At 71.6% G+C, this 22,779-nt stretch carries 21 protein-coding genes, 2 tRNA genes and 1 pseudogene; 13 read left to right on the top strand and 11 right to left on the bottom strand.

Annotated features, from left to right (window positions below):
• Positions 1–6 precede the first annotated feature (6 nt).
• The 5 genes from ACYVAG_RS04475 to ACYVAG_RS04455 form a co-directional block, all read right to left on the bottom strand.
• A complete protein-coding gene (locus ACYVAG_RS04475; RefSeq protein ID WP_460767116.1) occupies positions 7–1,473 on the bottom strand; it encodes a WXG100 family type VII secretion target in 1,467 nt (488 codons plus the stop codon).
• Positions 1,474–1,549: 76 nt separating this feature from the next.
• Complete coding sequence (locus ACYVAG_RS04470; protein ID WP_460767113.1) at positions 1,550–2,266, bottom strand: hypothetical protein; 717 nt, start codon at positions 2,264–2,266, stop codon at positions 1,550–1,552.
• Positions 2,267–2,384: 118 nt separating this feature from the next.
• The gene (gene tig / locus ACYVAG_RS04465; RefSeq protein ID WP_460767111.1) at positions 2,385–3,851 is read right to left on the bottom strand and encodes a trigger factor; all 1,467 of its coding nucleotides are present in this window, start codon (positions 3,849–3,851) and stop codon (positions 2,385–2,387) included.
• Positions 3,852–3,976: 125 nt separating this feature from the next.
• Positions 3,977–4,049, bottom strand: a tRNA-Pro gene (locus ACYVAG_RS04460).
• 94 nt (positions 4,050–4,143) lie between these two features.
• On the bottom strand, positions 4,144–4,956 hold the full coding sequence (locus ACYVAG_RS04455; protein WP_460767109.1) for a class F sortase: 813 nt from the start codon (positions 4,954–4,956) through the stop codon (positions 4,144–4,146).
• Positions 4,957–5,109: 153 nt separating this feature from the next.
• Between ACYVAG_RS04455 and ACYVAG_RS04450 the strand changes: the two genes are divergently transcribed.
• Both ACYVAG_RS04450 and ACYVAG_RS04445 read left to right on the top strand, forming a co-directional pair.
• Positions 5,110–5,183, top strand: a tRNA-Gly gene (locus tag ACYVAG_RS04450).
• 83 nt (positions 5,184–5,266) lie between these two features.
• Complete coding sequence (locus ACYVAG_RS04445) at positions 5,267–6,295, top strand: hypothetical protein (protein WP_460767106.1); 1,029 nt, start codon at positions 5,267–5,269, stop codon at positions 6,293–6,295.
• A 3-nt stretch (positions 6,296–6,298) separates the two neighbouring features.
• Here ACYVAG_RS04445 and ACYVAG_RS04440 read toward each other — a convergent pair whose 3' ends face one another.
• The gene (locus ACYVAG_RS04440; protein WP_460767104.1) at positions 6,299–7,717 is read right to left on the bottom strand and encodes a hypothetical protein; all 1,419 of its coding nucleotides are present in this window, start codon (positions 7,715–7,717) and stop codon (positions 6,299–6,301) included.
• A complete protein-coding gene (locus ACYVAG_RS04435; RefSeq protein WP_460767101.1) occupies positions 7,690–8,496 on the bottom strand; it encodes an Fpg/Nei family DNA glycosylase in 807 nt (268 codons plus the stop codon). Before ACYVAG_RS04435 ends, ACYVAG_RS04440 begins: the two co-directional genes overlap by 28 nt.
• A 62-nt stretch (positions 8,497–8,558) precedes the next feature.
• Here ACYVAG_RS04435 and ACYVAG_RS04430 point away from each other — a divergent pair, with 62 nt between their 5' ends.
• The 3 genes from ACYVAG_RS04430 to ACYVAG_RS04420 all read left to right on the top strand — a co-directional run bounded on the left by ACYVAG_RS04430 (position 8,559) and on the right by ACYVAG_RS04420 (position 10,701).
• Positions 8,559–8,747, top strand: coding sequence for a hypothetical protein (locus tag ACYVAG_RS04430; RefSeq protein WP_460767099.1), 189 nt, complete (start codon positions 8,559–8,561; stop codon positions 8,745–8,747).
• A 3-nt stretch (positions 8,748–8,750) separates the two neighbouring features.
• A complete protein-coding gene (locus tag ACYVAG_RS04425; RefSeq protein ID WP_460767096.1) occupies positions 8,751–9,560 on the top strand; it encodes a hypothetical protein in 810 nt (269 codons plus the stop codon).
• 118 nt (positions 9,561–9,678) lie between these two features.
• On the top strand, positions 9,679–10,701 hold the full coding sequence (locus ACYVAG_RS04420) for an NAD(P)H-dependent flavin oxidoreductase (RefSeq protein WP_460767093.1): 1,023 nt from the start codon (positions 9,679–9,681) through the stop codon (positions 10,699–10,701).
• Positions 10,702–10,983: 282 nt separating this feature from the next.
• Here ACYVAG_RS04420 and ACYVAG_RS04415 read toward each other — a convergent pair whose 3' ends face one another.
• On the bottom strand, positions 10,984–11,613 hold the full coding sequence (locus tag ACYVAG_RS04415; protein ID WP_460767091.1) for a mycothiol-dependent nitroreductase Rv2466c family protein: 630 nt from the start codon (positions 11,611–11,613) through the stop codon (positions 10,984–10,986).
• A gap of 100 nt (positions 11,614–11,713) precedes the next feature.
• Here ACYVAG_RS04415 and pepN point away from each other — a divergent pair, with 100 nt between their 5' ends.
• The 3 genes from pepN to ACYVAG_RS04400 are packed head-to-tail and all read left to right on the top strand — an operon-like array spanning position 11,714 to position 16,422.
• Complete coding sequence (gene pepN, locus ACYVAG_RS04410; RefSeq protein WP_460767088.1) at positions 11,714–14,299, top strand: aminopeptidase N; 2,586 nt, start codon at positions 11,714–11,716, stop codon at positions 14,297–14,299.
• A 43-nt stretch (positions 14,300–14,342) separates the two neighbouring features.
• The gene (locus ACYVAG_RS04405; RefSeq protein WP_460767086.1) at positions 14,343–15,284 is read left to right on the top strand and encodes a DMT family transporter; all 942 of its coding nucleotides are present in this window, start codon (positions 14,343–14,345) and stop codon (positions 15,282–15,284) included.
• Between the two features lie 10 nt (positions 15,285–15,294).
• On the top strand, positions 15,295–16,422 hold the full coding sequence (locus tag ACYVAG_RS04400) for a Nif3-like dinuclear metal center hexameric protein (protein ID WP_460767083.1): 1,128 nt from the start codon (positions 15,295–15,297) through the stop codon (positions 16,420–16,422).
• 2 nt (positions 16,423–16,424) lie between these two features.
• Here ACYVAG_RS04400 and ACYVAG_RS04395 read toward each other — a convergent pair whose 3' ends face one another.
• Both ACYVAG_RS04395 and ACYVAG_RS04390 read right to left on the bottom strand, forming a co-directional pair.
• Positions 16,425–16,811: a DUF5130 family protein gene (locus ACYVAG_RS04395; RefSeq protein WP_460767080.1), complete on the bottom strand. Its 387-nt coding sequence runs from the start codon at positions 16,809–16,811 to the stop codon at positions 16,425–16,427.
• Positions 16,798–17,067 carry a hypothetical protein gene (locus ACYVAG_RS04390; RefSeq protein WP_460767077.1) on the bottom strand — a complete coding sequence of 90 codons (270 nt, stop codon included), beginning with the start codon at positions 17,065–17,067 and terminating at the stop codon, positions 16,798–16,800. Before ACYVAG_RS04390 ends, ACYVAG_RS04395 begins: the two co-directional genes overlap by 14 nt.
• A 72-nt stretch (positions 17,068–17,139) precedes the next feature.
• On the opposite strand from ACYVAG_RS04390, the gene pyrR reads away from it, so the two are divergent.
• The 4 genes and pseudogenes from pyrR to ACYVAG_RS04370 form a co-directional block, all read left to right on the top strand.
• A complete protein-coding gene (gene pyrR, locus ACYVAG_RS04385; RefSeq protein ID WP_460767074.1) occupies positions 17,140–17,709 on the top strand; it encodes a bifunctional pyr operon transcriptional regulator/uracil phosphoribosyltransferase PyrR in 570 nt (189 codons plus the stop codon).
• Positions 17,706–18,692: an aspartate carbamoyltransferase catalytic subunit gene (locus ACYVAG_RS04380; RefSeq protein WP_460767072.1), complete on the top strand. Its 987-nt coding sequence runs from the start codon at positions 17,706–17,708 to the stop codon at positions 18,690–18,692. Before pyrR ends, ACYVAG_RS04380 begins: the two co-directional genes overlap by 4 nt.
• A complete protein-coding gene (locus tag ACYVAG_RS04375) occupies positions 18,689–19,969 on the top strand; it encodes a dihydroorotase (protein ID WP_460767069.1) in 1,281 nt (426 codons plus the stop codon). Before ACYVAG_RS04380 ends, ACYVAG_RS04375 begins: the two co-directional genes overlap by 4 nt.
• A 117-nt stretch (positions 19,970–20,086) precedes the next feature.
• A pseudogene (locus ACYVAG_RS04370) lies at positions 20,087–20,584 on the top strand (mechanosensitive ion channel family protein); the annotation flags it as partial.
• Positions 20,585–20,618: 34 nt separating this feature from the next.
• Here the strand turns inward: ACYVAG_RS04370 and ACYVAG_RS04365 are convergent.
• Positions 20,619–21,689 (bottom strand): EamA family transporter, encoded by a 1,071-nt coding sequence (locus ACYVAG_RS04365; protein ID WP_460767066.1) that lies wholly within the window; start codon positions 21,687–21,689, stop codon positions 20,619–20,621.
• 71 nt (positions 21,690–21,760) lie between these two features.
• Here ACYVAG_RS04365 and ACYVAG_RS04360 point away from each other — a divergent pair, with 71 nt between their 5' ends.
• Entirely contained in the window at positions 21,761–22,669 is a 909-nt protein-coding gene (locus tag ACYVAG_RS04360; protein ID WP_460767064.1) for a LysR family transcriptional regulator, read from the top strand.
• Positions 22,670–22,779 lie beyond the last annotated feature (110 nt).

The following is a 22,779-nucleotide window of genomic DNA, read 5'->3' as shown; positions in this document are numbered from 1 at the left end:
TCCTCCTCAGACCATCTGGCCGGCCACGGCCGTGTTCTGCTGCTCGTTGCTGTCGTAGCTCTGCGCGGAATCACGCAGGCCCTGGGCGATGTCGGTGAACTCGGCGCTGCCTTCGTCGGTGAGTCCCTTCATGGCCGTACGCAGGGCGTCGTAGCCCCCGTGCAGCGCCTGGGCGACCCCGAAGTCGACGGCCTCGATGCTCAGGCCGTCCACCTGCGATCCCACGTCCTTGAGGTCACTGGCGAGGTGGTCCCAGGCCGAAGCGTTGGAGCGCAGGGTCTCGGTGTCGACGGTGACGGAGCCCGTGCCCGTGCCGTCGCCGGTCCCCGTGCCGGAATCAGTCCCCGTGCCCGTGCCCGAATCGGTCCCCGTGCCGGTGCCCGTGCCCGTTCCCGTGCCGTCGCCGGTTCCCGACCCGGTGCCGGTGCCGGAACCGGTCCCAGAGCCGGAGCCAGAACCCGATCCCGAGCCAGAACCCGATCCCGCTCCCGTTCCAGAACCCGATCCCGTGCCCGAACCCTGGTTTCCCGACCCCGGGGGCGGCGTGAACTCGCCGGGGTCCTTGGGCTCGCCCTCACCGGGCTTCTCCTCACCGGGCTTCTCCTCACCCGGCTCGCCCTCCTTCGGGCCACCTTCCCCCGGGCCGTTCTCCCCCGGGCCCTGTTCACCGGGCTCCGGTGTATCCGTCCCGGCCTCGGGCAGGTCCACCTCGACCGTGCCGTCGGGCTTCACCGTGAAGCTCTGCCCCTCGGGGGTCGTGACCTTGACGCCATCCGGTCCGGAAGCGACCTTCGTGCCGTTCTCGAGCTCGAGCGTGGCCCTGCCGCGGAGTTCGCAGCGGTCCGACTCCCCCTCGGCCGACCCGTCGACCACGACCCTGCCCTCCTTGTTGACGGTGACGGTCTCGCCCGACTTCAGGTTGAGGACCGTGTCGGCGCCGCGCGTGTCGACGACCGAGCCGTCGGGTGTCACCGCGACCTTCTCGTCGGCGACCGCGCCATCGGCGGTCAGCCTCTGGGCGTCCTCGGGAACCTCCACCACAGGTTCGGCAGGAGGCCGCTGGTCGCCGTCCGCCGGCGCAGGCACATCCGGCGCAGGCACATCCGGATCACGGGCGACGGGAACGTCCTCCACAGGCATGGTGGCCTGCGGCTGCTCCGCCACCGGTGGGTCCACCGGGGCAGGAGGCGCACCTCCCGCCACATCGGGCGGGCCGATCCGTTCCCAAATGCCGGCCTCCACGCCACCGTCCACACCGCCGTCGACCCCCGCCTCGACGCTGCCCCCGCCGACCTGGGCGGCGTACACCTCGCCCTGCTCGCGGTCGGCGGCGGCCTCGGCCTCCTCGCTGTCGCGCTGCGCCGATGCGGCGACCCCCTCCACGCGCCCCTGGGCGGGCAGGGGCATCAAGGGGCTGCCGCTCGCACGCGCGGTGGGCCACTCGAACGTGGCGTCGGGCTGTGACTCACTCATGAGAACCTCCTGCAGGCCAGTCTGCGAGGACGCGGGGTCACCCCCCGCACCTCACGAACCGGTCATTTCCGGTTCGTCATACGAGTCCGGAGCGACGGAGCATGCTGCGGGTCTGGTTCTGGGCTCGGGCGAACTCGTCGGACAGCGCCGCGTACGGGTTGCGCTCCCGCTCGGCCTCGCGACGCTCCCCCTGGGCCACCGCATCGCGGATCGCCTCGGCGATCGCCTCCCCGAGGCGCACCGGGGATCCGGAGGTCCAGGCACCAGAGACCTCCACGCCGGTCAGCATGCCGTCGGGGCTGAACGTGGCCGTCACCTGCTGGTCGCGCGACCTGCCGACCACGGGGTCCTCGTCCTCGACGGGCACGTCACCGCGCAGACGCGTGGCCTCCAACTGCTCGAGCCGCTCGAACTGGCGGGCCGTGCGCTCCATCGACGCCATCAGCACCTCGTCCGGCGGGAGCGAGAACTCACCACGACCCTGTGCCGGACGCACCGGCGGCGTCGCAGCGCCGTCATCGGCCGTCAGTGCTTCGGCCCAGTCATTCAGGATCGCGTCGCCGAGAGCCTGGTAGGCCTCCACGCAGGCGTCGCTGAGCTGGTCGGCGGACAGGTTGCGCCAACTCGGGCTCACCTTGACGTGGGCCAACTCGTTGCGGTCGTCCATCTCGAACGTGATGACGCCCCTGGGGTCGGCGACGGTACGCGCCCGCAGGCGCGAGGCCGCGGCCCCCTCGAGGCGTCGGGTCAACTGGTCGGCGCGATCGGCGAGTGCGTCGAGGTCGTCGGTCATGGCCACACGGTAGTTGAGGCGGGGGTCCGGCCGGGACACGACGACGGCGGCCACCCCGCAGGGCGACCGCCGTCGATGTCAGATGCCGATCCGTGGGGCGGACCGCTGGTGGAACGACTCAGGCGTCGGAGTCCTTGTCGGCCTTCTTCTCGTCAGCCTTCTTCTCGTCGGCCGTGTCAGCCTCGGCCTCGCCCGCGTCGGCGGAATCGGCGAGCTCGACCGCGGGGTCGCCCTCGGCGTCGTCCTCGTCGGCGTACGTGCCGTCGCCGCGCAGGTTCTTGAGGTTCAGGTCGTTGCCGTCGGTGTCGGTGACCTTCGCCGCCTCGACCATCAGCGCCAGGGCCTTGCCGCGGCGGATCTCGGTCATCCACTCAGCCATGTGGTTGTGCTCCATCATGTGCTGGGCTTCCTGGTCCGGCGAGGTGCCGTTCTGCTGGGCCTTGCGGATGATGTGCTGGGTCATGTCGTTCTGGTCGACGCCGATCTCGTTGTCGTCGGCCACCTGGTCGAGCACGATCTGGGCCTTCAGCGCGTCGGCGGAGCGCTCGTCGACCTCGGCCCAGAACTCCTCGGCCGTCTGGTCGGTGTCGCCGTCCTCGAGGTATTGGTCGAGCGTCAGCCCGGCCTGCGCCAGCTGCTGCTGGATCTGCTCGTGGCGCGCGTTGGTCTCGGCCTCGAGCAGCGTCGTCGGGAGGTCGATGTCGACGTCGGCGATGACGGCCTCGAGGACCTTGTCACGCGCGTTCGCGGCCTGCTCGAGGCGCCCCATCTGGCCGAGCGACTTCTTGAGGTCGTCGCGCATCTCGTCGGCGGTGTCGAACTCCGACACCATCTGGGCGAACTCGTCGTCGACCTCGGGGAGCTCCTGCTCCTGCACCTTGGCCACCGTGACGGTGATGTCGACCTTCTCGCCGCGCAGCGGACCGCCGACCAGCTCGGAGGTGAATTCCTTCGACTCGCCGGCCTTGAGCCCGGTCACGGCCTCGTCGAGTCCGTCGAGCATGCCGCCCGAGCCCAGCTTGTACTGGATGCCCTCGGCGGTGGCCTCTTCGAGCTGCTCGCCGTTCTTGGCCCCCACGAGGTCGATGGTGACGACGTCGTCCTCGCCGGCGGCGCGGTCGACGTCCTTCATGGTGCCGAAGCGCTGGCGCAAGGTCTCGATCTGCTCGTCGACCTGGTCGTCGGTGACGTCGATGGGGTCGACCTCGACGCTGACCTTGTCGAAGGCCGGGACCGTGAACTCGGGGCGCACGTCCACCTCGGCGGTGAACTCGACCACGTCGTTGTCCTCGAGCTTGGTGACCTCCACCTCCGGCTCACCCAGGGGGTTGAGGCCGCTCTCGGTGATCGCCTTGCTGTATTGCTCCGGCAGGGCCGCGTTGATGGCCTCCTGCAGCACGACGCCGCGGCCGAATCGCTGGTCGATCACCATCGGGGGCACCTTGCCGGCGCGGAAGCCCGGGATGTTCACCTGCGACGCGATGTCGCGGTAGGCCTTCTCCAACGCGGGCTTCAGTTCGGCGAAAGGCACCTCAACGGTGATCTTGACCCGCGACGGGCTCAGCTTCTCAACGGTGCTAGGCAAGGTCCACTCCCTGTGTGACGTGGTGTGACGTGATCGTCTTGTCGATCTGCGTACTCTGGCAAGTTCTCTGGCTCTGGTCGCACGCACGGCGGCGTACGCGAGGCGCCGGCGGACCGGCGATCCCGTCGGGGCGACAGGACTCGAACCTGCGGTCTCCTGCTCCCAAAGCAGGCGCGCTAGCCACTACGCTACGCCCCGTTTCCCCGAGGGGAACCCTCCCGAGTGTAGGGGCCAACGCCCCCGCCCACGAATCGGCCCGGTGATCAGCGCCCGGCCGAGCCGCGGTCACCGCTCACTGTCCGACCGGGATCAGGGAGGCGTAGAAGATGATGCGCGAGTCCCACTCGTTGTTGCTGGCGTTGTGGTCCCAGCAGATCATGATGGCCAACTGGGGCGGCCCGGTGAGGTTGTGGAAGACGCCCGACTTGGGGTCATAGCTGTTGACCCACACCTTCTTGTTGCCCGTGTAGCGGTAGCAGACCTGCTTGCCGTCGCCGTCGGTGATCTTGATGACGTCGCCGACCTTGAGGCCCTGGGTGTCCGAATAGAGCTTGTTGCCGAGTGCGTTGGCGCCGTTCTTCGGGGAGTAGGTGTGGATCGTGAGGATCGTGTTGCCCCTGGTCGCGCCCACCTCGGGGCTGCCGCTGTAATAGGCCGTCGTCTGGCTCTCGGAGGGGGGCGGTGCGCCCGGGTTGCCGTCGGAGTCCTTGCCGACCGTGATCATGCGGGAGTCGACGCCCCGCGCCTCGACCTTGAACTTCGTCGGGTCGTGGATCAGGCCGTCAGCCGTGGTGCAGCCCGCTGGGGCAGCCTTGGAGCTGGGGCCGGGGGCCGGGGCCGCGGGGGTGGGCGCGGACGACGGGGACGACGCGGGGGTCGGTTCGCTCGACGACGGGGCCGGGGCGTCGGTCGCCGGGGCCTGAGTCGTGGGCGCCGGGGTCGCCGCGATGGGCGGATTGCCCTGGTTTCGGGACACCGCGTACGCGATGCCGGAGACCACGAGCAGGAGTGCGACGACGATCGCGGCGATCTTCACCGTGCGGCCACGGTTCGCCCCGTCGGGCGTGCCCTGGTCAGGCGCGGGTGTGGGGTGGAACTGTGACATGTGCTCTCCGGGTCAGGCGGGACGACGCGACGAGGCTAACCCGGAAGGCGGTCACCACCAACCCGATGCCACAGGCCGCTGTTCGTGCGGTCAGAAACAGGCCGCTATTCTTGCGGCGCAGCAACAGACCGCTATCATGGCGGCGCAGCACACGCGGATGTAGCTCAATGGTAGAGCCTCAGTCTTCCAAACTGATCACGCGGGTTCGATTCCCGTCATCCGCTCCAACAGCCTGGTCGCGCTCCTCGTCCAGGACACCATCCGGCGGAATCCACCGATGTTCAGGGATTCAACCACTACGCTGACCCGCATGCGATTGCCGCTGGCGTGCGCCGTGCCCCTCGGGCTGGCGTTGAGTTGCGCCTCCATCCCCCTCGCGTACGCGGAGTCCCCCGGCCCCGAGCCGAGCCGGTACGTCCCGCCGCCCGGGGGGACGACGACCACCAGCGCGCCGGCGCCCACGACGTCCGACCCCACCACGCAGGTGCCCCCGCCGCGTCCGGCCCCGACGACGCGGCCTCCGGCGACGACGCGTCCACCGACCCGCCAGGCTCCCCCTCCGACAGGCCGGGGCGAGCCCACCCGAACCACCAGCGAGGCCCCGGCACCGACCCGTACGCTCCCAAGGGTCGCAACGACTGCGTCGACCACCACGGGGACCACCGCGCCCGCCCCCTCCCCTGCACCGGTCCCCGAGCCCGACCTCGACGCCAAGGCGCTGATCGGTCCGGCCCAGTGCGAGGAGGGGCGACGCATCGTGCCGGTGTGGGCCGCGAACGGGACTTCGTCCGACCTCGCCGTGCGCCTGCGCGTCGACGATTCGATCAGCGACCTCGCGGTGGTCGCCCCGGGCGGGCGCACCGTCGCCGCGCCACCCCTGGCAGACGGCCCCCACCGGGTCGCGGTCCTGGTGGGCGACCGGGTGCTCGCCGAGCTGACGACCCAGGCCGAGTGCGGTGACGGCCGCACGGACACCCTCGTGGCGTCGACCGCCTGCGCCGGCATCACGTTCACCAACCGGTTCGCGATGCCGGTGACGATCCGTTGGGGACAGCCACGGTCACTCAACGACGTCGTGGAGGTCGCCGCCGGCGGCGTCGTGACAGTGCCCGGCGTGCGGCCGGAGACATTGTGGGTGGCCCAGTCGCCCGACTTCCTGCGTGCGGGACTCGAGCGACTCCCGGCCGACTGCCCCAGTGGCACGCCGTCGCCGTCGCCCGCCTCGGCCGCCGGGCGATCCTCCGGCCCCGGCCCGCTCGCCTGGGCCGCCCTCGGGGGCGCCGGACTCGGCCTCGCGGGATTGGGCGGCTGGGCCGTCCGGAACCGCCTGCGTGGCTGACGCTCAGTTCCCCGAGAACGCCAACCAGGCCAGCACGACCGCGTTGTCGCGGGGGTCGACCCGGTCGGCGCACCGCGCCAGGAGCCGGGACACGAGCGCGTCGCAGGGATCCTGGGCGAGCGTACGCACGGCCACCGCTCGGGCGAGTTCCTCGTCGGACCGTCGCGGCCACAACTCCCCCGGATCCGCGTGGCACAACAGCTCCAGTTCCCAGGCCGCGCGCGCCACGACGTCGTCGCTGCGGCCGGCCAGCCCCGCGAGTTCCACGACGGTGGCCGGGTCGAGCGGGTCGTCGCCGCCACCGCCCAACCGTTCCACCCGCGACCGCAACCCGGCGGGATCGCGGCCCTCGATGATGCCGGTGGTCCACAGGAGGACGGCGGCGAGTCCGGTGCCGGGACCGGGAGCGAGTCGCGCCGCGGTCTCGAGCGCGCGCTCGAACATTCCCGGCCGGCCCAGCGTGGCAAGTCGCGACCAGAGGCAGACCTGCAGCGCGGACGGGGCGTCCGGGGTGCGGTCGGCGTACTCGTCCAAGAGGTCGGCGCAGCGGTCGTCCACCTGCAACGTGGCGCCCAGGGCGACGACGACAGCCTCGGCCGCATCGCCCACGGTGCCCGCGTCGACGGCCGCGCGCACGAGGCGGGCCACCTCATCGGCCATCGCCGGCGCCACCGCGACCTCGATGGCCGCGGTGCCACGAGCGTCGGCGACCTCGACCAGGCGTACGCCGGCGTTCCGATCGCCGTGCCACGTGTGGGCCGCGTCGGGGTGGTGGACGGCGAACTCGCCGGCGTCGAGCACGCCGATCGTCGTCTCCGGGAACCACTCCGGGACAGAGGCGGCCACCGCGTCGCGGTCGGCGTACCACTCGCCGTGGAGCGCCAGGGACCACGACGCACCGGGCTCGAGGACCAGGCGGGGGCAGGTCAGCCCCTCGTCGTCCACGCGGAACTCACCGCGTGACAGGCGGAACGCGAGCACGGACCCGGGCCTCGTGTGGAACGCCACCGAACCGACGGCTCCGGCCGCGTGCACGACCACGCGGGCATCCGCCCCCGGGGTGACCTCCCAGCCCAGTCGATCGACCACCACCTGGCGCTCGGTCGGATTGGTGAGGAGGAGGCGCAGTTGCCAGGTGCGGTCGAGGTTGTGGCGTACGCGGACAGCCAGGTCGCCCAGCGCGAAGCGCTGCTCGACCTCGTCGGGGTGGATGTCGGCGGAGGTCTCGCGTGGCCCGACGCGTACGCCGTCCACCGTCGCCCCCGTCACCCCGAACCCCGTGACGACGCGCTCGCCGCTGGTCCGCCGGGCCTGGAGCAGGCGGCCGTCGTCGGCGAACTCGAGCCGACAGCCGATGCGCTCGGCGGTCGTGCCGGCCGACCAGCCGAGGACGTTCACCCGCGGCGCTGACACGTGGCACACCAGAACAGGTTGCGGCCCTCGACGACCTGCGTCCGCACCAGGCGACCGCAGACGAAGCAGGGCAGGTCGTGGCGGCGATAGACATAGACCTCGCCGCCGTGGTCGTCGACGCGGGGAGGGCGCCCCATGGCCTCCGGCGTGTGCTCGGGTCGCACGGTGTCGATGCGGTTGTCCCGCACGCCGAGCGGCATGAGCCCGACCAGATCGGTCCAGATCGCCCGCCAGCTCGCCGGCTTGAGGGCGCTGCCGGGGGTGAAGGGTGACAGTCGGTTCCGGAAGAGCACCTCGGCCCGATAGACGTTCCCGACCCCGGACAGCACGGTCTGGTCCATCAGCAGTGCGGCGATGGGCTTGCCGCTGCGGCGGATGCGCGCGTACGCCTTCTCGGGATCAGCATCGGCGCGCAACGGGTCGGGCCCGAGGCGAGCGACGACCGCGGCGACCTCGGCCGGCGTACGCAGGGCTGCGAGCTGCGGGCCGCGGAGGTCGGCGGCCGTGGTGGCGTCGGCCAGACGCAGGCGGACCTGCCCGCGGGGCGGGCCGACGGGGCCGATCTGGAAGGTGCCGATGAGGCCGAGGTGGACGTGGATGGTGCGGTCGCCGGCGAAGTCGAGGAAGAGGTGCTTGCCGTGCGCGCTCGTGGATTCGAGGACGGTGCCGTCGACGAGGTCCGCGGCATCGGCGAGCCGGCCCTGCGGCGACGAGACGGCGGGCGCGGTGCCGGCGAACTGCGCGCCGAGGTCGAGCGCGAGCCGGTGCAGCGTGTGGCCCTCGGGCATGGCTCCTCCTTGGGTGGTTCTCGTGCGACCGGCCGTTGCCGGTCCACGGCTAGTCTGGGCGCATGACCCGAGATCCCGTCGACCGAGTCCAGGTCACGCCGCGCGAGTTCGGCCGCGACGGGGTGTCCGGGATGCTCGACGACGATCGTGCCATGCGGGCCCGCGATGTGTCGCGCCCGACCGACGCCGACGTGGCGGCCGCGGAACTCACGGTCGAGGCGATGGTTGCGCGCGCGCAGGGTCGGCGCTGACCGTTGCCGACCCGACGCACCCTGCTCACCGCCGCCGGCGCGACCGGCCTCGTGGCGGTCGCCGGGGGTGGTGCGCTGGCGTTGAGCAAGTGCTCCGACGGCGGCACGACCGGCACCGGTGAGCCGGACGCGCCCTGCGTACCCCGGTCGTCCTTGACCCTCCATGGGCGTGTCGGCACCGCGTCGCTGGTCTATGAGGAGGACCGCCAGCCGCGCGAGTTCGCGTTCGACGGCGGCTTCCACGCCCAGCTCGCGGCGTGGCTGGACGGGTGGCGCGCGGGCGCCGGGGCGCTGGGCCCGGTGACGACGATCGACACGTATGGTGCGTGGACCGACGGCGGGACCACCTGCTCGTCGTGGCACAACTCGGGCCGCGCGTTCGACATCGCGCGTCTGCGCGCGGGTGGTCGCACGCTGGTCTCCTGTCGCCAGGACCTGTGGAAGGACCTGCCGGCGGATCAGATGCGCGCGCACCGCCGGGCGTACTGGCGGCTGGCCGCGAGCCTGCACACGCGGTTCGCGTACGTGCTGACCTACTACTTCGACGATCTCCACCGCAACCACATCCACCTGGACAACGGCGTCAGCGGAGCCGGCGCCCCCGTCTTCAACACGCGCTCGCGGGTACAGAACCAGGCGATCCAGGCCTGCTGTGCGTACGTGTGGGACCAGCCGTGCCAGGTCACCGGCACGTGGGACTCGGCGACCCGGCGCGCGTCACGTGCGGTGCTGGAGCGGATCGGCCGCTCCGGCGAGCTCACGGCGCGGGACAACTGGGCGGCGTTCATGGGGGCGACGGCGACGAAGGGCTGACGTTCTCCGAGCGAGGCCGCCCACCTCGTGAACGTTCTCCGAGCGAGGCCGCCCACCTCGTGAACGTTCTCCGAGCGAGGCCGCCTGCGGCCGAGTCGAGGAGCGTAATCTCACCCCCATGGCCGATCTCCCCCGCACCCGCGTTCCCATCATCGCCGCGCCGATGGCCGGCGGACCGTCCACGCCCGAACTCGTCGCCGCGGTCGGCGACGCCGGCGGGCTGGGGTTCCTGGCCGGCGGCTATCTCACCGCCGAGTCGCTCGGCGACCAGGTCACGCGGACGCGTGAGCTGACCTCGGCCCCGTTCGCCGTGAACCTGTTCGTCCCCGAGGAACCGACCCGGCTCGACCTCGCGCCGTTCGTCGAGGGCCTCGCCGCGTACGCAGCCTCTCGTGCCGACGCGATCGGCGAGGTCGCGCCGGGCGAGGCCAACTGGGCCGACGACGACCACTACCCGAGCAAGGTCGACCGCCTCGTGGCCGACCCCGTCGCCGTCGTCTCGTTCACGTTCGGGCTGCCCTCGGCCCAGGACGTCGCTCGCCTGCAGGGTGTCGGCACCTGCGTGGTGGCCAGCGTGACGGACCGCGCGGAGGCCGAGGCGGCGAAGGCGGTCGGCGCGGACGCCCTCTGCGTCCAGGGCCCCGACGCGGGCGGCCATCGGGCCACCCACGCCATGGCGGACGAGCCCGGGACGGCCCCGTTGCTCGACCTGCTGGCCGAGGTCGCGCCGGTGGGCCTGCCGATGATCGCGGCGGGTGGGCTGGCCACATCGGCCGACGTGGCTGCGGTCCTCGAACGCGGCGCGATCGCGGCCCAGCTGGGCACGATGTTCCTGCTGACTCCCGAAGCCGGGACGAACGAGACCCATCGCAGGGCCTTGGGTCGGCGCCGCGACACCGTCGTGACGCGGTCGTTCTCGGGCCGCCCCGCCCGGGGCCTGCGGAACCGGTGGATCGACGAGCTCGACGGTCTCACTCCCCCGGCCTACCCGCCGGTCAACCACGTCACCGGCCCGATCCGCCGGGCCGCCGCCGCGGCGGGCGACGCCGAAAGCCTGCACCTGTGGGCCGGCACGGGCTATCGGCGCGCGGTCGCGATCCCGGCGGCCGAGGTGGTCGCACACCTGGCGGCGGAACTATGAGGGAATCCCTTCGACTCGGCCGCAGGCGGCCTCGCTCAGGAAACGTTGGCTGAGCGCGCGGCGGAACTATGAGGGAATCCCTTCGACTCGGCCGCAGGCGGCCTCGCTCAGGAAACGTTGGCTGAGCGAGCGGCGGAACTATGAGGGAATCCCTTCGACTCGGCCGCAGGCGGCCTCGCTCAGGAAACGTTGGCTGAGCGAGCGGCCTCGCTCAGGCAACGTTGGCTGAGCGAGCGGCCTCCCTCACGCAACGTTGGCTGAGCGAGCGCCAGCGAGTCGAAGTCAGTCGAAGATCGGCTCCCGCGTACGCGTCCGCTTGGCCTCGAAGAACCCGTCGTACTCGGTGAGCAGCCGGAATCCGTCGAACAGGCGCCCGGCCTGTTCCCCCTTCGGCGCGGGCGAGATGACCGGGCCGAACAGCGCCATGCCGTTGATGTGCATCACCGGCGTCCCGACCTCGTCGCCCACGGGGTCCATGCCGGCGTGGTGGGAGCGCCGCAGCGCGTCGTCGTTGGCATCCGTGTCGCCCGCGTCCGCCAGTTCGGCGGGCAGCCCCACCTCGGCCAGCGCCGCCTCGATCACCGCGCGATCGGAACCCTCCTCGCCGCCCGGGTGGATGCGGGTGCCGATGGCGGTGTAGTAGTCGCGCAGCTTCTCCTTGCCGAACTTCTCGTCGACCGCCAGGGCCACGCGTACGCCCGCCCAGCCCTGGTCCATCATCGCGCGATATTCCTCGGGCAGGTCGCGCCCGTCGTTCAGCACGGACAGGCTCATGACGTGGAACACGGTGCGCACGGGCCGCACCTTCTCCACCTCCAGCATCCACCGCGAGGTCATCCAGGCCCACGGGCACAGGGGGTCGAACCAGAAGTCAACGGTCGTGGTCTCGCCGGTTTCCTGATCAGCAGTCATGTTCCAAGGCTAGGGTGTGGCTGATTTGGGCCGTCATGAGACCCGTCGGTAGCCTTCTTGATCAGCCAATCAGCGTCGAAGTCGTGGAAAGCAGGAGATCTTGTTCCCAGCGAATATCACTCGGGCCGAGGCGAAGACCCGTTCGGGGCTAGTCCGCACCGAGTCGTACGCCCTCCTGGTCGACCTCAGCGGGCACGACCTCGACGGCGAGAAGCTGGACTCACCCGACCAGAACTTCGTCACCCGGTCGACGATCCGCTTCTCCTCGGCCGACGGGGTCACGTTCGTCGACTGCATCGCCGACGCGCTCATCTCGGCCGAGCTCGACGGGGTCTCGCTCGACACGACCAGCTTCAACGGCGAGCGGTTCGGCCTCCCCCTCACCGAGGGCGACCACGAACTCGTCGTCACCGCGCTCCACCGCTTCTCGCGCTCGGGCCAGGGGCTCCACCGCTTCGTCGACCCCGCCGACGACCGCGTCTACACCTACACCCAGTTCGAGGCAGCCGACGCCCGCCGCGTGTACGCGAACTTCGAGCAGCCCGACCTCAAGGCCACCTTCCGGTGGACCGTCGTGGCGCCCGAGTCATGGACCGTCATCTCCAACTCCGCGTCGGTCGATCCGACGCCGGTGCGCGACGGCGTCGCACGGTGGGAGTTCGCGCCCACGAAGAAGATCTCGACCTACATCACCGCGATCGTCGCCGGCGAGTACGCCCGGGTCCCCGGCGAGATCCCGTCAGTCGGCGGGACGGTGCCGGCCTCGGTGGTCTGCCGCCGCTCGCTGGTCGACCACCTCGACGCCGACCGCATCCTCGACATCACGGCCAAGGGTTTCGCGGTGTTCGAGGAGGCCTTCGGCGTCGCGTACCCCTTCGGGACCTATGACCAGGCGTTCGTCCCCGAATACAACATGGGCGCCATGGAGAACGCGGGTTGCGTCACGTTCCGCGACGACCTCCTCTTCCGCTCGCGCGCGACCTCGGCGCAGTACGAGAACCGCGACAACACCATCCTCCACGAGCTCGCCCACATGTGGTTCGGCGACCTCGTGACGATGCGGTGGTGGGACGACCTGTGGCTGAAGGAGTCGTTCGCCGAGTGGGCGTCCCACTTCGCCCAGTCGGAGATCTATCCCGATCCCGCCCACGCGTGGGCGAGCTTCTGCAACGCCCGCAAGACCTGGGCCTATCGCGCCGACCAGCTCCCCTCGACCCACCCGATCGCGGCCGACATGGTCGACCTCGAGGCCGTCGAGCTGAACTTCGACGGGATCACGTACGCCAAGGGCGCCTCGACGCTGCGCCAGCTCGTCGCCTTCGTGGGCCGCGACGCATTCCTCGCGGGCGCGAAGGACTACTTCGCCCGCCACGCCTACGGCAACACCGAGCTCGGCGACCTCCTCGCCGTGCTCGAGAAGAGCTCGGGCCGCGACCTGTCCGGCTGGTCGGCGCAGTGGCTCGAGGCAACGGGCGTGAACACGCTGCGGGCCGAGATCGAGACCGACGGCCACGGCATCATCCGCGGCTTCGCGGTGCGCCAGTCGGCGCCGCAGGACCACCCCACCCTGCGCGACCACCGCATCGCGATCGGCTTCTACGACATCGTCGACGGCCGCATCGAGCGGGTCCACCGCGTCGAGACCGACGTGCGCGGTGAACTGACGCCCGTCAAGCAGCTCATCGGCAAGCAGCAGCCCGACCTGGTCCTCGTCAACGACGACGACCTCACCTTCGCGAAAGTGCGCCTCGACGAGCGGTCGCGATCCACCGCGATCAACCACATCCACGAGATCGACGACGAGCTCGCCCGGGCTCTGGTGTGGGGTGCCGCGTGGGACATGTGCCGCGACGGTGAGCTGCCGGTCGCGGACTACGTCGAGATGGCGCTGCGCGGCCTCGGCACCGAGACCGACCAGATGGCCGTGGGACGCGTGCTGGGACAGGTCCTCCTGGCCATCCACCGCTATGTCCCCGCCGATCGCGTCCGGGGGCTGCGTACGCAGCTCGTGGCCGGCCTCGCCGGCCTGCTGCGCGACGCGAAGCCGGGGTCGGACCACCAGTTGGCGTTCGCCCGTGCGCTCGCCTCCGGGGTGGAGTCCGATGCGGGGGCCGAGCTCCTGCGCGGCTGGCTCGACGGCGAGGAGGTCCCCGAGGGGCTCGAGGTCGACGCCGACCTGCGGTGGCACCTGGTCTCGCAGCTGGCGCGCCAGGGGTCGGCTGACGGTGCCGTCATCGACGCCGAGCTGAAGCGCGACAACACCATCTCCGGAGCCGAGAAGGCGGCCGGCGCGCGCGCCGCGCTCCCGACCGACCGGGCCAAGGCCGATGCCTGGCGCCTCGCGACGGCCGAGGGGGAGATCGCCAACGAGACGCATCGCCAGCTGTGCCAGCAGTTCTGGGTCCAGGGTGATGCGCCCGTCCTGACGGAGTACGCCGACCGCTACCTCGACGCCGCGGAGCTCATCGCCGGTCAGAAGGGCGTGTGGGCGACCCGGGGCGTCGACCTCGCGAAGTCGGCGCTGACCCACCTGTTCCCGACGCACGCCGACCGGGCGTGGGTCGAGAAACTCGACCGTTGGTCGGCCGAGGCCCAGCTCAACGACTCGACGCGCCGCATCGTGGCCGAGGGCCGCGACGACCTGCTCCGCTCGCTGCGCGTGCGGGAGGCCAACGCCGGCGCGTGAGAAGCGTCCCTGCGGGGAGCGCCGGCCGGATAGGTTGGCCCGCGTGACCGCGACGCCGCAGCCCTCCCGTGCCATGGCGCCCCGAACGCTCGGGCCCCGGACGCTAGGGATCGTCTGGTGCTGCGTCTCCGCGCTCTGCTACGGCCTGCTCGGCCCGTTCGGCGTGGTCATCCTCGGCCACGGGATGCCCCAGAACGCCATGATTGCCTGGCGATTCCTGATCGCCGCGTCGGTGCTGTGGCTGCTGGTGGCGACGTTGCGGCGCCCGGTCGGCCGCGGGCGCCAGGTGTGGCAGCCGTTCCTCATGGGCGCCCTCGTGTACGCGGTCCAGACCTCGCTCTATTTCGTCTCCGTGCGCCACCTGTCGGCCGGCATGGCCGCCCTGCTGCTCTACACGATGCCGGTGCTCGTGGTCATCGTCTCGATCGCGCGCCGCACGCAGGTGTTGTCAGCCCGGGTGCTCATGGCGCTCGTCCTCGCGGTGGGCGGCGTCGGTCTGGCGCTCGTGGGCCCGGACGTGCCGTTCTCGCTGGTCGGCATCCTCTGCGGTCTCGGGTCGGCGGTGGCCTACACCGTCTACTACTTCGGCATGGACACGCTGCCGGCCCACACCGATCGGCTCACGGCCAGCACCCTGGTCTGCTCCGGTGCGGCGACCTCGGTCACGGTGACCGCCCTGGTGACGGGCTCGTTCGCGCTCCCCCGCGCGGCGGCGTGGCCGTGGCTCGCGGCGATGGGGGTGGTCTGCACGGTGGTGGCGATCGCGCTGCTCATGATCGGCATCGCCGCGGCCGGACCGTCGACCGCCTCGGTCGTCTCGTGCCTCGAGCCCATCGCCGCGGTGCTGCTGGGCGCAGCGTTCCTGGGCGAGGCCTTCGGGCCGCCGCGGTGGATCGGGACGCTCGCCGTGGTGGGTGCGGTCCTGCTGCTGTCGGCCCCGGCACGCCGGCGCATCCCCGGACTGACGACGGGGCCCCACCAGTAGGGTTCCGTCGGTGAGCACCGTCGCCGACGTCCTGTCCGTCCTCGAGTCGCACTATCCGCCCCGCACCGCCGAGTCGTGGGACAAGGTGGGGTTGGTCTGCGGCGACCCCGACCAGCCGGTGACCCGTGTGTTGCTCGCCGTCGACATCACCGGAGCCGTCCTCGACGAGGCCGAGCGGGTCGGCGCCGAGTTGGTCGTGGCCCACCACCCCCTGCTGCTGCGCGGCGTCCACGCCATCGACACGCGTGACCCGAAGGGGCGCATCGTCTGGCGGGCGGCCACCCGCGGCATCTCCCTGTACGCGGCCCACACGAACGCCGACATCCCGGACGACGGCGTCTGCGCCGCGCTGGCGCGGGCCATCGGCCTGGCCGAGCTGGAGCCGCTCGAGGCCCGCCATCGGGGGCCGGCGCTCGACCAGTTGGCCGTGTTCGTGCCGTGTGAGTCCACCGAGGTCGTGGTCGACGCCCTCGCGGAGGCGGGAGCCGGGGCGCTGGGCGCGTACGACCGCTGTCACTTCACCGTCACCGGGACGGGGTCGTTCCGGCCGATGGAGGGGGCCGACCCGCACACCGGCGCGGTGGGCGAGGTGGCTCGTGTTGCCGAGGACCGCGTCGAAATGGTGGTCCCCCGGTCTCGCCGGGCGCGTGTCGTGGCCGCGCTGCTGGCCGCCCACCCCTACGAGGAGCCGGCGTACTCCGTGACCGAGCTGGCGCCGACCGCGCCCGACGCGGCGATCGGGCGGATCGGGCGGCTGGCCCCGCCGCTGACGGCGGCCGCGTTCGCCCAGCAGGTCGCCGACGCGGTCCCGGCCACCGTGACCGGAGTACGCCTGGCCGGCGACGCTGACCGGACGATCGAGCGCGTGGCCGTCCTGGCCGGCGCCGGCGACTCCCACCTGGACGCGGCGCGGAAGGCGGGGGTGGACGCGTACGTCACCTCTGACCTGCGCCACCACCCGGCGACCGAGGCGCTGGAGCACACTGACGCGCCGGTGCTGCTCGACGTCGCCCACTGGGCGGCGGAATGGACGTGGCTGCCGGTGCTGGACCAAATCCTGGCCGACGAGCTGCCGGGGGTGGCACGCCATGTGTCCACGCTGCGGACCGATGCGTGGACCGCGGTGTTCGGGCGCTGAACTCAGAGGTGCGACACGTGCAGCAGCTCGGGGTGGCGCGCGGCCCCGCCCAGCTGCTGGATGCCGTTGACGAGGCCACCGGCGATGTCGCCGGCCTCGAAGTTCGACTCCATGGTCGCGGCGGCCAGACGGCACTCGCCGTCGTCGAGCCAGCGACGGGCCTCGGAACCCGTGACGATCTCGAGCGCCCGGTTGACCGGGTCGCACAGGACCAGCACCGAGCGGGCCGGGTCGTCGAGTTTGTTCAGCAGGTCGCGCGCGTGGTCGCGCGGGTCGCCCTCGGTCTCGCCCACGTAGGTCGAGAACTTCAGGCCGGACGCCTTCTCGGCGTTGTGCACGGCGCGCTTCAGGTCGTCGACCTGGGTGGGCGTGAGGTCACCAGCGGACACTTGCGCCTCCGGTCTCGGACTTGGTGTTGTCGGCCGTGATGGCCTTGGAGGAGGCGGTGCTGCCGAGCCACACGGGTTCCTTCTGGCGCACCGTGCCGGCCTGGGCCCTGCGGCCGAGCGAACCGGCCATCGCCAGCAGTGTGATCACCGCGCTGACGACGAGCGGGATCGCCACGAGCACGATCAGGAAGTCGACGATCGACCGCTGGGGCGCCGCGGGCCAACCGGGGAAGGTCCCCTGCAGGGGCATTAGCATGCTGATCAGTTCACTCACGTGCCCTACGGTAGTCCAGATGCCCCGTCACGGCACGCCGATCGAGGAGCAACCATGACAGACCAGGCCGCGCCCGCCGACGACGGTGGCCGCGTCGTCCTCGACTCCGCCGAGATCTCCCGCGCGATCACCCGCATGGCCCACGAGATCGTGGAGTCCAACCGCGGCACCGAGGGGCTCATGCTCCTGGGGATTCCCACTCGCGGAGTCCCGCTCGCCGAGCGCCTCGCGGACGCCCTGGCGGCGGCCGCCGGGGACGGTACGCGGGTTCCGGTCGGCCGGCTCGACATCACCATGTATCGCGACGACCTGCGCGACCAGCCCACCCGCGCGGTCGGGCGGACGTCGCTGCCGGCGCCGCTCGACGACGCCACGGTCGTGCTCGTCGACGACGTGTTGTTCTCGGGTCGCTCGGTCAGCGCGGCCCTCGACGCGCTCAAGGACCTCGGCCGCCCCCGCGCCGTACGCCTGGCCGTGCTCGTCGACCGCGGCCACCGCCAGCTCCCGATCCGCGCCGACCACGTCGGCAAGAACCTCCCGACGTCGTCGACCGAGCGGGTTCGCGTACGCCTGGACGAGACCGACGGCCGCACCGCGGTGACCATTTCCCGAGGAGACGCATGAAGCACCTGTTGTCGGCCGCCGACCTGAGCCGGGCCGAGATCGACGCGATCCACGACCTCGCCGAGGAGATGAGCGAGGTCCAGTCGCGGCCCATCAAGAAGTTGCCAGCGCTGCGCGGCCGCACAGTGGTCAACCTGTTCTTCGAGGACTCGACCCGCACGCGCAGCTCGTTCGAGATCGCCGGCAAGTGGCTGTCAGCCGACGTGATCAACGTGTCGGCCAAGGGATCGTCGGTGAGCAAGGGCGAGTCGCTGCGCGACACCGTGCAGGTGATCGACGCGATGGGCGTCGACGCCATGGTGATCCGCCACTCGGCGTCGGGCGCGCCGGCCCAGGCGGCGGGCTGGATCCGCGGCGGTGTGATCAACGCCGGCGACGGCACCCACGAGCACCCGACGCAGGCACTGCTGGACGCGTTCACGATGCGGCGCCACTTCCGCTCGCTGGACGCGGGGTTCGAGGACTGGTCGACCAAGACGGTCGCGATCGTGGGTGACCTGACCCACTCGCGCGTCGTCCGCTCCAATGTCCTTCTGCTGAAGACCTTGGGGGCGAAGGTGGTGCTCGTCGCACCGCCGACGCTGCTGCCGTCGGGCGTCTCGACGTGGCCGGCGACGGTGTCGACCGACCTCGACGAGGTCATCGGTGACGTCGACGCGTTGATGATGCTGCGCGTGCAGAAGGAACGCATGAGCGGCGGCTATTTCCCCACGGCAAGGGAATACACGGTGGGCTATGGACTGACGCGGCCGCGGCTGGCGCGCCTGCGCCCCGAGACCGCGATCTTCCATCCCGGCCCGATGAACCGCGGGCTCGAGATCACCGCCGACGCCGCCGACGCGGCCGCGTCGCGCATCCTCGACCAGGTCGCCGCGGGCGTGGCGACCCGCATGAGCGTGCTCTACCACGTGCTCGGCGGCCAGGACGAGACCTCCACGACATCGAAGCAAGCGCTGAACAGCAAGGGAGAAGCGGGCAAGTGACGACGACCACCGGGGGCCGCGACCTCCTGATCACCGGCGTACGCCTGGCCGACGACACGACCACCGACCTGCTCGTGCGCGACGGGGTCTTCGCCGACCCCGCCGATGCGCGCGACCCCGAGCAGTTCGACGCCTCGGGACTGCTGGCCCTGCCCGGATTGGTGGACATGCACACCCACCTGCGCGAGCCGGGCCGCGAGGACGCCGAGACCATCGAGACCGGCACGCTGGCGGCGGCCCGCGGCGGCTACACCGCCGTCCTGGCGATGGCGAACACCAGCCCCGTCACCGACACCGCGGAGGCGGTCGCCCACCTGCGCGACGTCGCGGCCCGTTCCGCGTCGGCCGAGGTCGTGCCCGTCGGCGCGGTCACGAAGGGGCTGGGCGGCGAGGAACTGGCCGAGCTCGGCCTGATGGCGCGCGCCGGCGTACGCGTGTTCTCCGACGACGGGAAGTGCGTCCACGACCCGCTGCTGATGCGTCGCGCGCTCGAATATGTGCGCGCGTTCGGAGGAACCATCGCCCAGCACGCGCAGGACCCGCGCCTCGCGGGGCCCGGCGCCTGCTGCCACGAGGGCGAGATCTCCGGTCGCCTCGGGCTCGGCGGCTGGCCCGCGGTCGCCGAATCGGTCGTCGTCGCCCGCGACGCCCAGCTCGCCGAGCTGACCGGCAGCCGCGTCCACGTCTGCCACGTCTCGACCGCCGAGTCGGTCGACGTGATCCGGTGGGCGAAGAAGCGCGGCATCGCGATCACCGCCGAGGTCACCCCCCACCACCTGTTGCTCGCCACGCGCGAGGTCGAGGGCTATGACCCGACGTTCAAGGTGAACCCGCCGCTGCGTCCCGACGAGCACATCACCGCGCTGCGCGAGGCGCTGGCCGACGGCACCATCGACTGCGTCGGCACCGACCACGCGCCCCACGCCCGGCACGACAAGGACCACGCGTTCGCCGACGCGGCGTTCGGCATGGTCGGGCTCGAGCAGGCCCTGGGCGTGGTCGTGGACACCATGGTTGCGGCCGATCGCCTTTCCTGGCAGGACATCGCCGACCGCATGGCGTACGCGCCCGCGCGCATCGCCGGCCTCGAGGGGCAGGGGAAGCCTGTCGAGCAGGGCAATCCCGCCAACCTGGTGTTGGTCGACCCGACCGCGCGGGCGACCGTCGATCGCGACGCGTCCGCCTCGCTGTCGCGCAACAATCCCTACCACGGCAGGGATCTCCCCGATCCCGTCGTCATGACCGTCTGGGCGGGGCGCACGACGTTCCGTCGCTGATCCTTGGCCCTGCGGGGCATCATCGAGGCGTCGCTGACCGACGTCGCTGCTTGCAAGGGAGATCCTGTGCCGACCCAGCCCCGTTGGGCCCTTCCCACCAACCTCGACGAGGTCTTCATGTGGGCCCCCGTCCGCATCGCGTTCCTCCTGGTCATCGCGATCGTGCTGCGAGCCCTGCTGCACAAGATGATCACCGTCGGCGTACGCCGGGTCGTGGACAGCAAGGCCCAGGACCGGAAGTTCGGCGCGCTGATCGCCGCCGAGCGCCGCGAGCAGCGCATCTCCGCGCTGGGGTCGATGACCCGCGCGGTCGTCACGACGGTCATCGCCGTCGTCATCGCCATCATGGTCTTCGACGAACTGGGCTTCAACGTGACGACGATCGTGGCCGGCACGTCGGTGCTCGGCGTCGCGGTCGCGTTCGGTCTGCAGTCGATCGTCAAGGACCTGCTGTCGGGCGTGTTCATGCTGATCGAGGACCAGTTGGGCGTGGGCGACTTCGTCGACATGGACAAGGCGTCCGGCACGGTCGAGTCGGTCGGGCTGCGCGTGACCCAGCTCCGCGACGACAACGGCAACGTCTGGTATGTCCGCAACGGCGAGGTCCTGCGCGTCGGCAACTTCTCCCAGGGCGGGTCGGGCCGCCCGATCACTCCCCCAGCGGCGTCGTGGACGCTGTCGTACGCACCGGCGACGGGGAAGCCGGAGACGTCGGCGGTGAAGGCTCCCGAGGAAGAACGTTCTCCGAGCGAGCGCCCCCTTCAGGAACGCTCTCCGAGCGAGCGGCACTCCCCCGAACGCCCTCCGAGCGAGCGCCAGCGAGTCGAGGAGTAGCCCGCCTTCTCGACGCCCCCAGCAACACCCCGCTGATCACGACGAGCCCACCCAGCACCTCGAGCCAGGTCGGCCGCTCCCCCAGCACCATGGCCGCCGTCGCCATGCCGACGACCGGCACGAGCATCGAGAACGGCGCCACCACGCCCGCGGGGTGGCGCGCCATCAGCCAGGTCCAGATGCCTGAGCCGACGATGGTGCCGAGCACGATGGTGTACGCGAGCCCCACCCACGCAGGGATCGCCGCGGGCGCGAGCGAGGTGGCGAGGCTGTGCCGAATGGCCGTGGGCCCCTCGAACACCAACGACAGGAGGAACATCGGGAGGGGCGGCACCACCGACATCCACAGCGTGAGGTGCAGCGGATTCGGCGGGGCGGCCAAACGGCTCGACAGGTTGCCGAGCGCCCAGCCCAGGGCCCCGAGGAGCACCAGGACGTAGGGCAGCGCCTGGGCCGCGCCCGCCCGCGACAGGCCGACCAGTGCCATGCCCGCGACCGCGACGGCGACGCCGAACCACTGGCGGCCGCGTACGCGCTCGCGGAGCAGGACTGCGCCGAGCACCAGCGTGAAGGGTCCCGAGGCCTGCAGCACCAGCGAGGCGATGCCGGAGGGCAGCCCCATCGCCATGCCGGAATAGAGGAAGGTGAACTGCAGCACGCCGAAGCCCAACCCATAACCCACCAGCCAGCGCAGCGGCACCTTCGGTCGCGGCACCAGGAGGACCGTCGGAACGGCGAGCAGGATGAATCGAAGCGCCACGAGGAACAGCGGCGGGAACTGCTGCAGGGACGCGTGGATCGCGAGGAAGTTCAACCCCCACAGGACCGCGACGAGTCCCGCCAGCAGGCAGTGGGTCAGCGGGAGTCCGTGGTGGCGTTCGGTCATGGGCCCATCCTTGCCGATCGGTTCGTCAAGCACCATCACGAATTCGTGTACGCATGGTTTAGCGTGGCTTCATGGACGTACGCCACCTCGAGCTCCTCCGCGAGTTCGCCGACCGCGGCACGGTGACGGCCGTGGCCGAGGCCACCTTCCGGACCCCGTCGGCCGTGTCCCAGCACCTCAAGGCGGCCGAGCGCGACCTCGGCGTACGCCTGGTCGAGCCCGACGGCCGGCGGCTGCGCCTCACCACGGCCGGCGCCCTGCTCGCGGAGGGGGCGACCGATGTCGCCGTCGCGCTCGCCCGCGTACAGGCCGAACTCGACCGGCTGCGCCAGGCTCCCGGCGGCACCGTCACCCTCGGCACCCTCCCGAGCGCCGGGCAGGCGCTGGTTCCGGGACTGCTGCGGCGCCTGCGCGACTCGCCGATCCGCCTCGTGTTCGACGACTTCGACCTCTCGGAGGACGAGTTCGGCGGGCGTACGCCGGATCACGACGTGGTCATCGCCCACACCGTCGCGGGCCACCGCCGGGAGGCGGTGGCGGGCCTGCACGCCGAGGTGCTGGCCACCGAGCCGATCGACGTGGCCCTGCCGGCGGACCATCGCCTCGCGGCGAAGGAGCGGCTGCGGCCCGGCGACGTCGCGTCGGAGCCATGGGTGGGCGTCCCCGTGGGCTATCCGTTCGACGCGATCCTCGTCGCGGTGGAGAACGCCACGGGTCACGAGCTCGATCGCGTCCAACGCGTGCGCGACAACCACCTGGTCGAGGCCCTGGTCGCCGCGGGCGCGGGCCTCGCCCTGCTGCCCCGCTTCACGACCCGCCCGGCCCCCGGGGTGGTGACACGGCCGCTGACGGGCGTACGCGCGTCGCGCGACATCGTCGCGCTGGCCCGTCGCGACCGGGCCGAACGGGCCAGCGTGGCCGTGGTGCTGGAGGCCCTCCGAGGGGCGGGCGCGGAACTCGCGGGTCAGACTCCCGCCTGAGCGTGGACGAATCAGGACGATCGGACCGCTCGGCCCCCGCGTACGCCCCCACACCACCGATCATCCTGATTCGTCCACAGGCCAGACGAGATCTGAAGCGCTGTCCACAG

This window comes from Mariniluteicoccus flavus (assembly GCF_054776655.1).
Note: the sequence above shows the minus strand (reverse complement) of the source record. Positions and strands in the feature narration are given on the sequence as shown.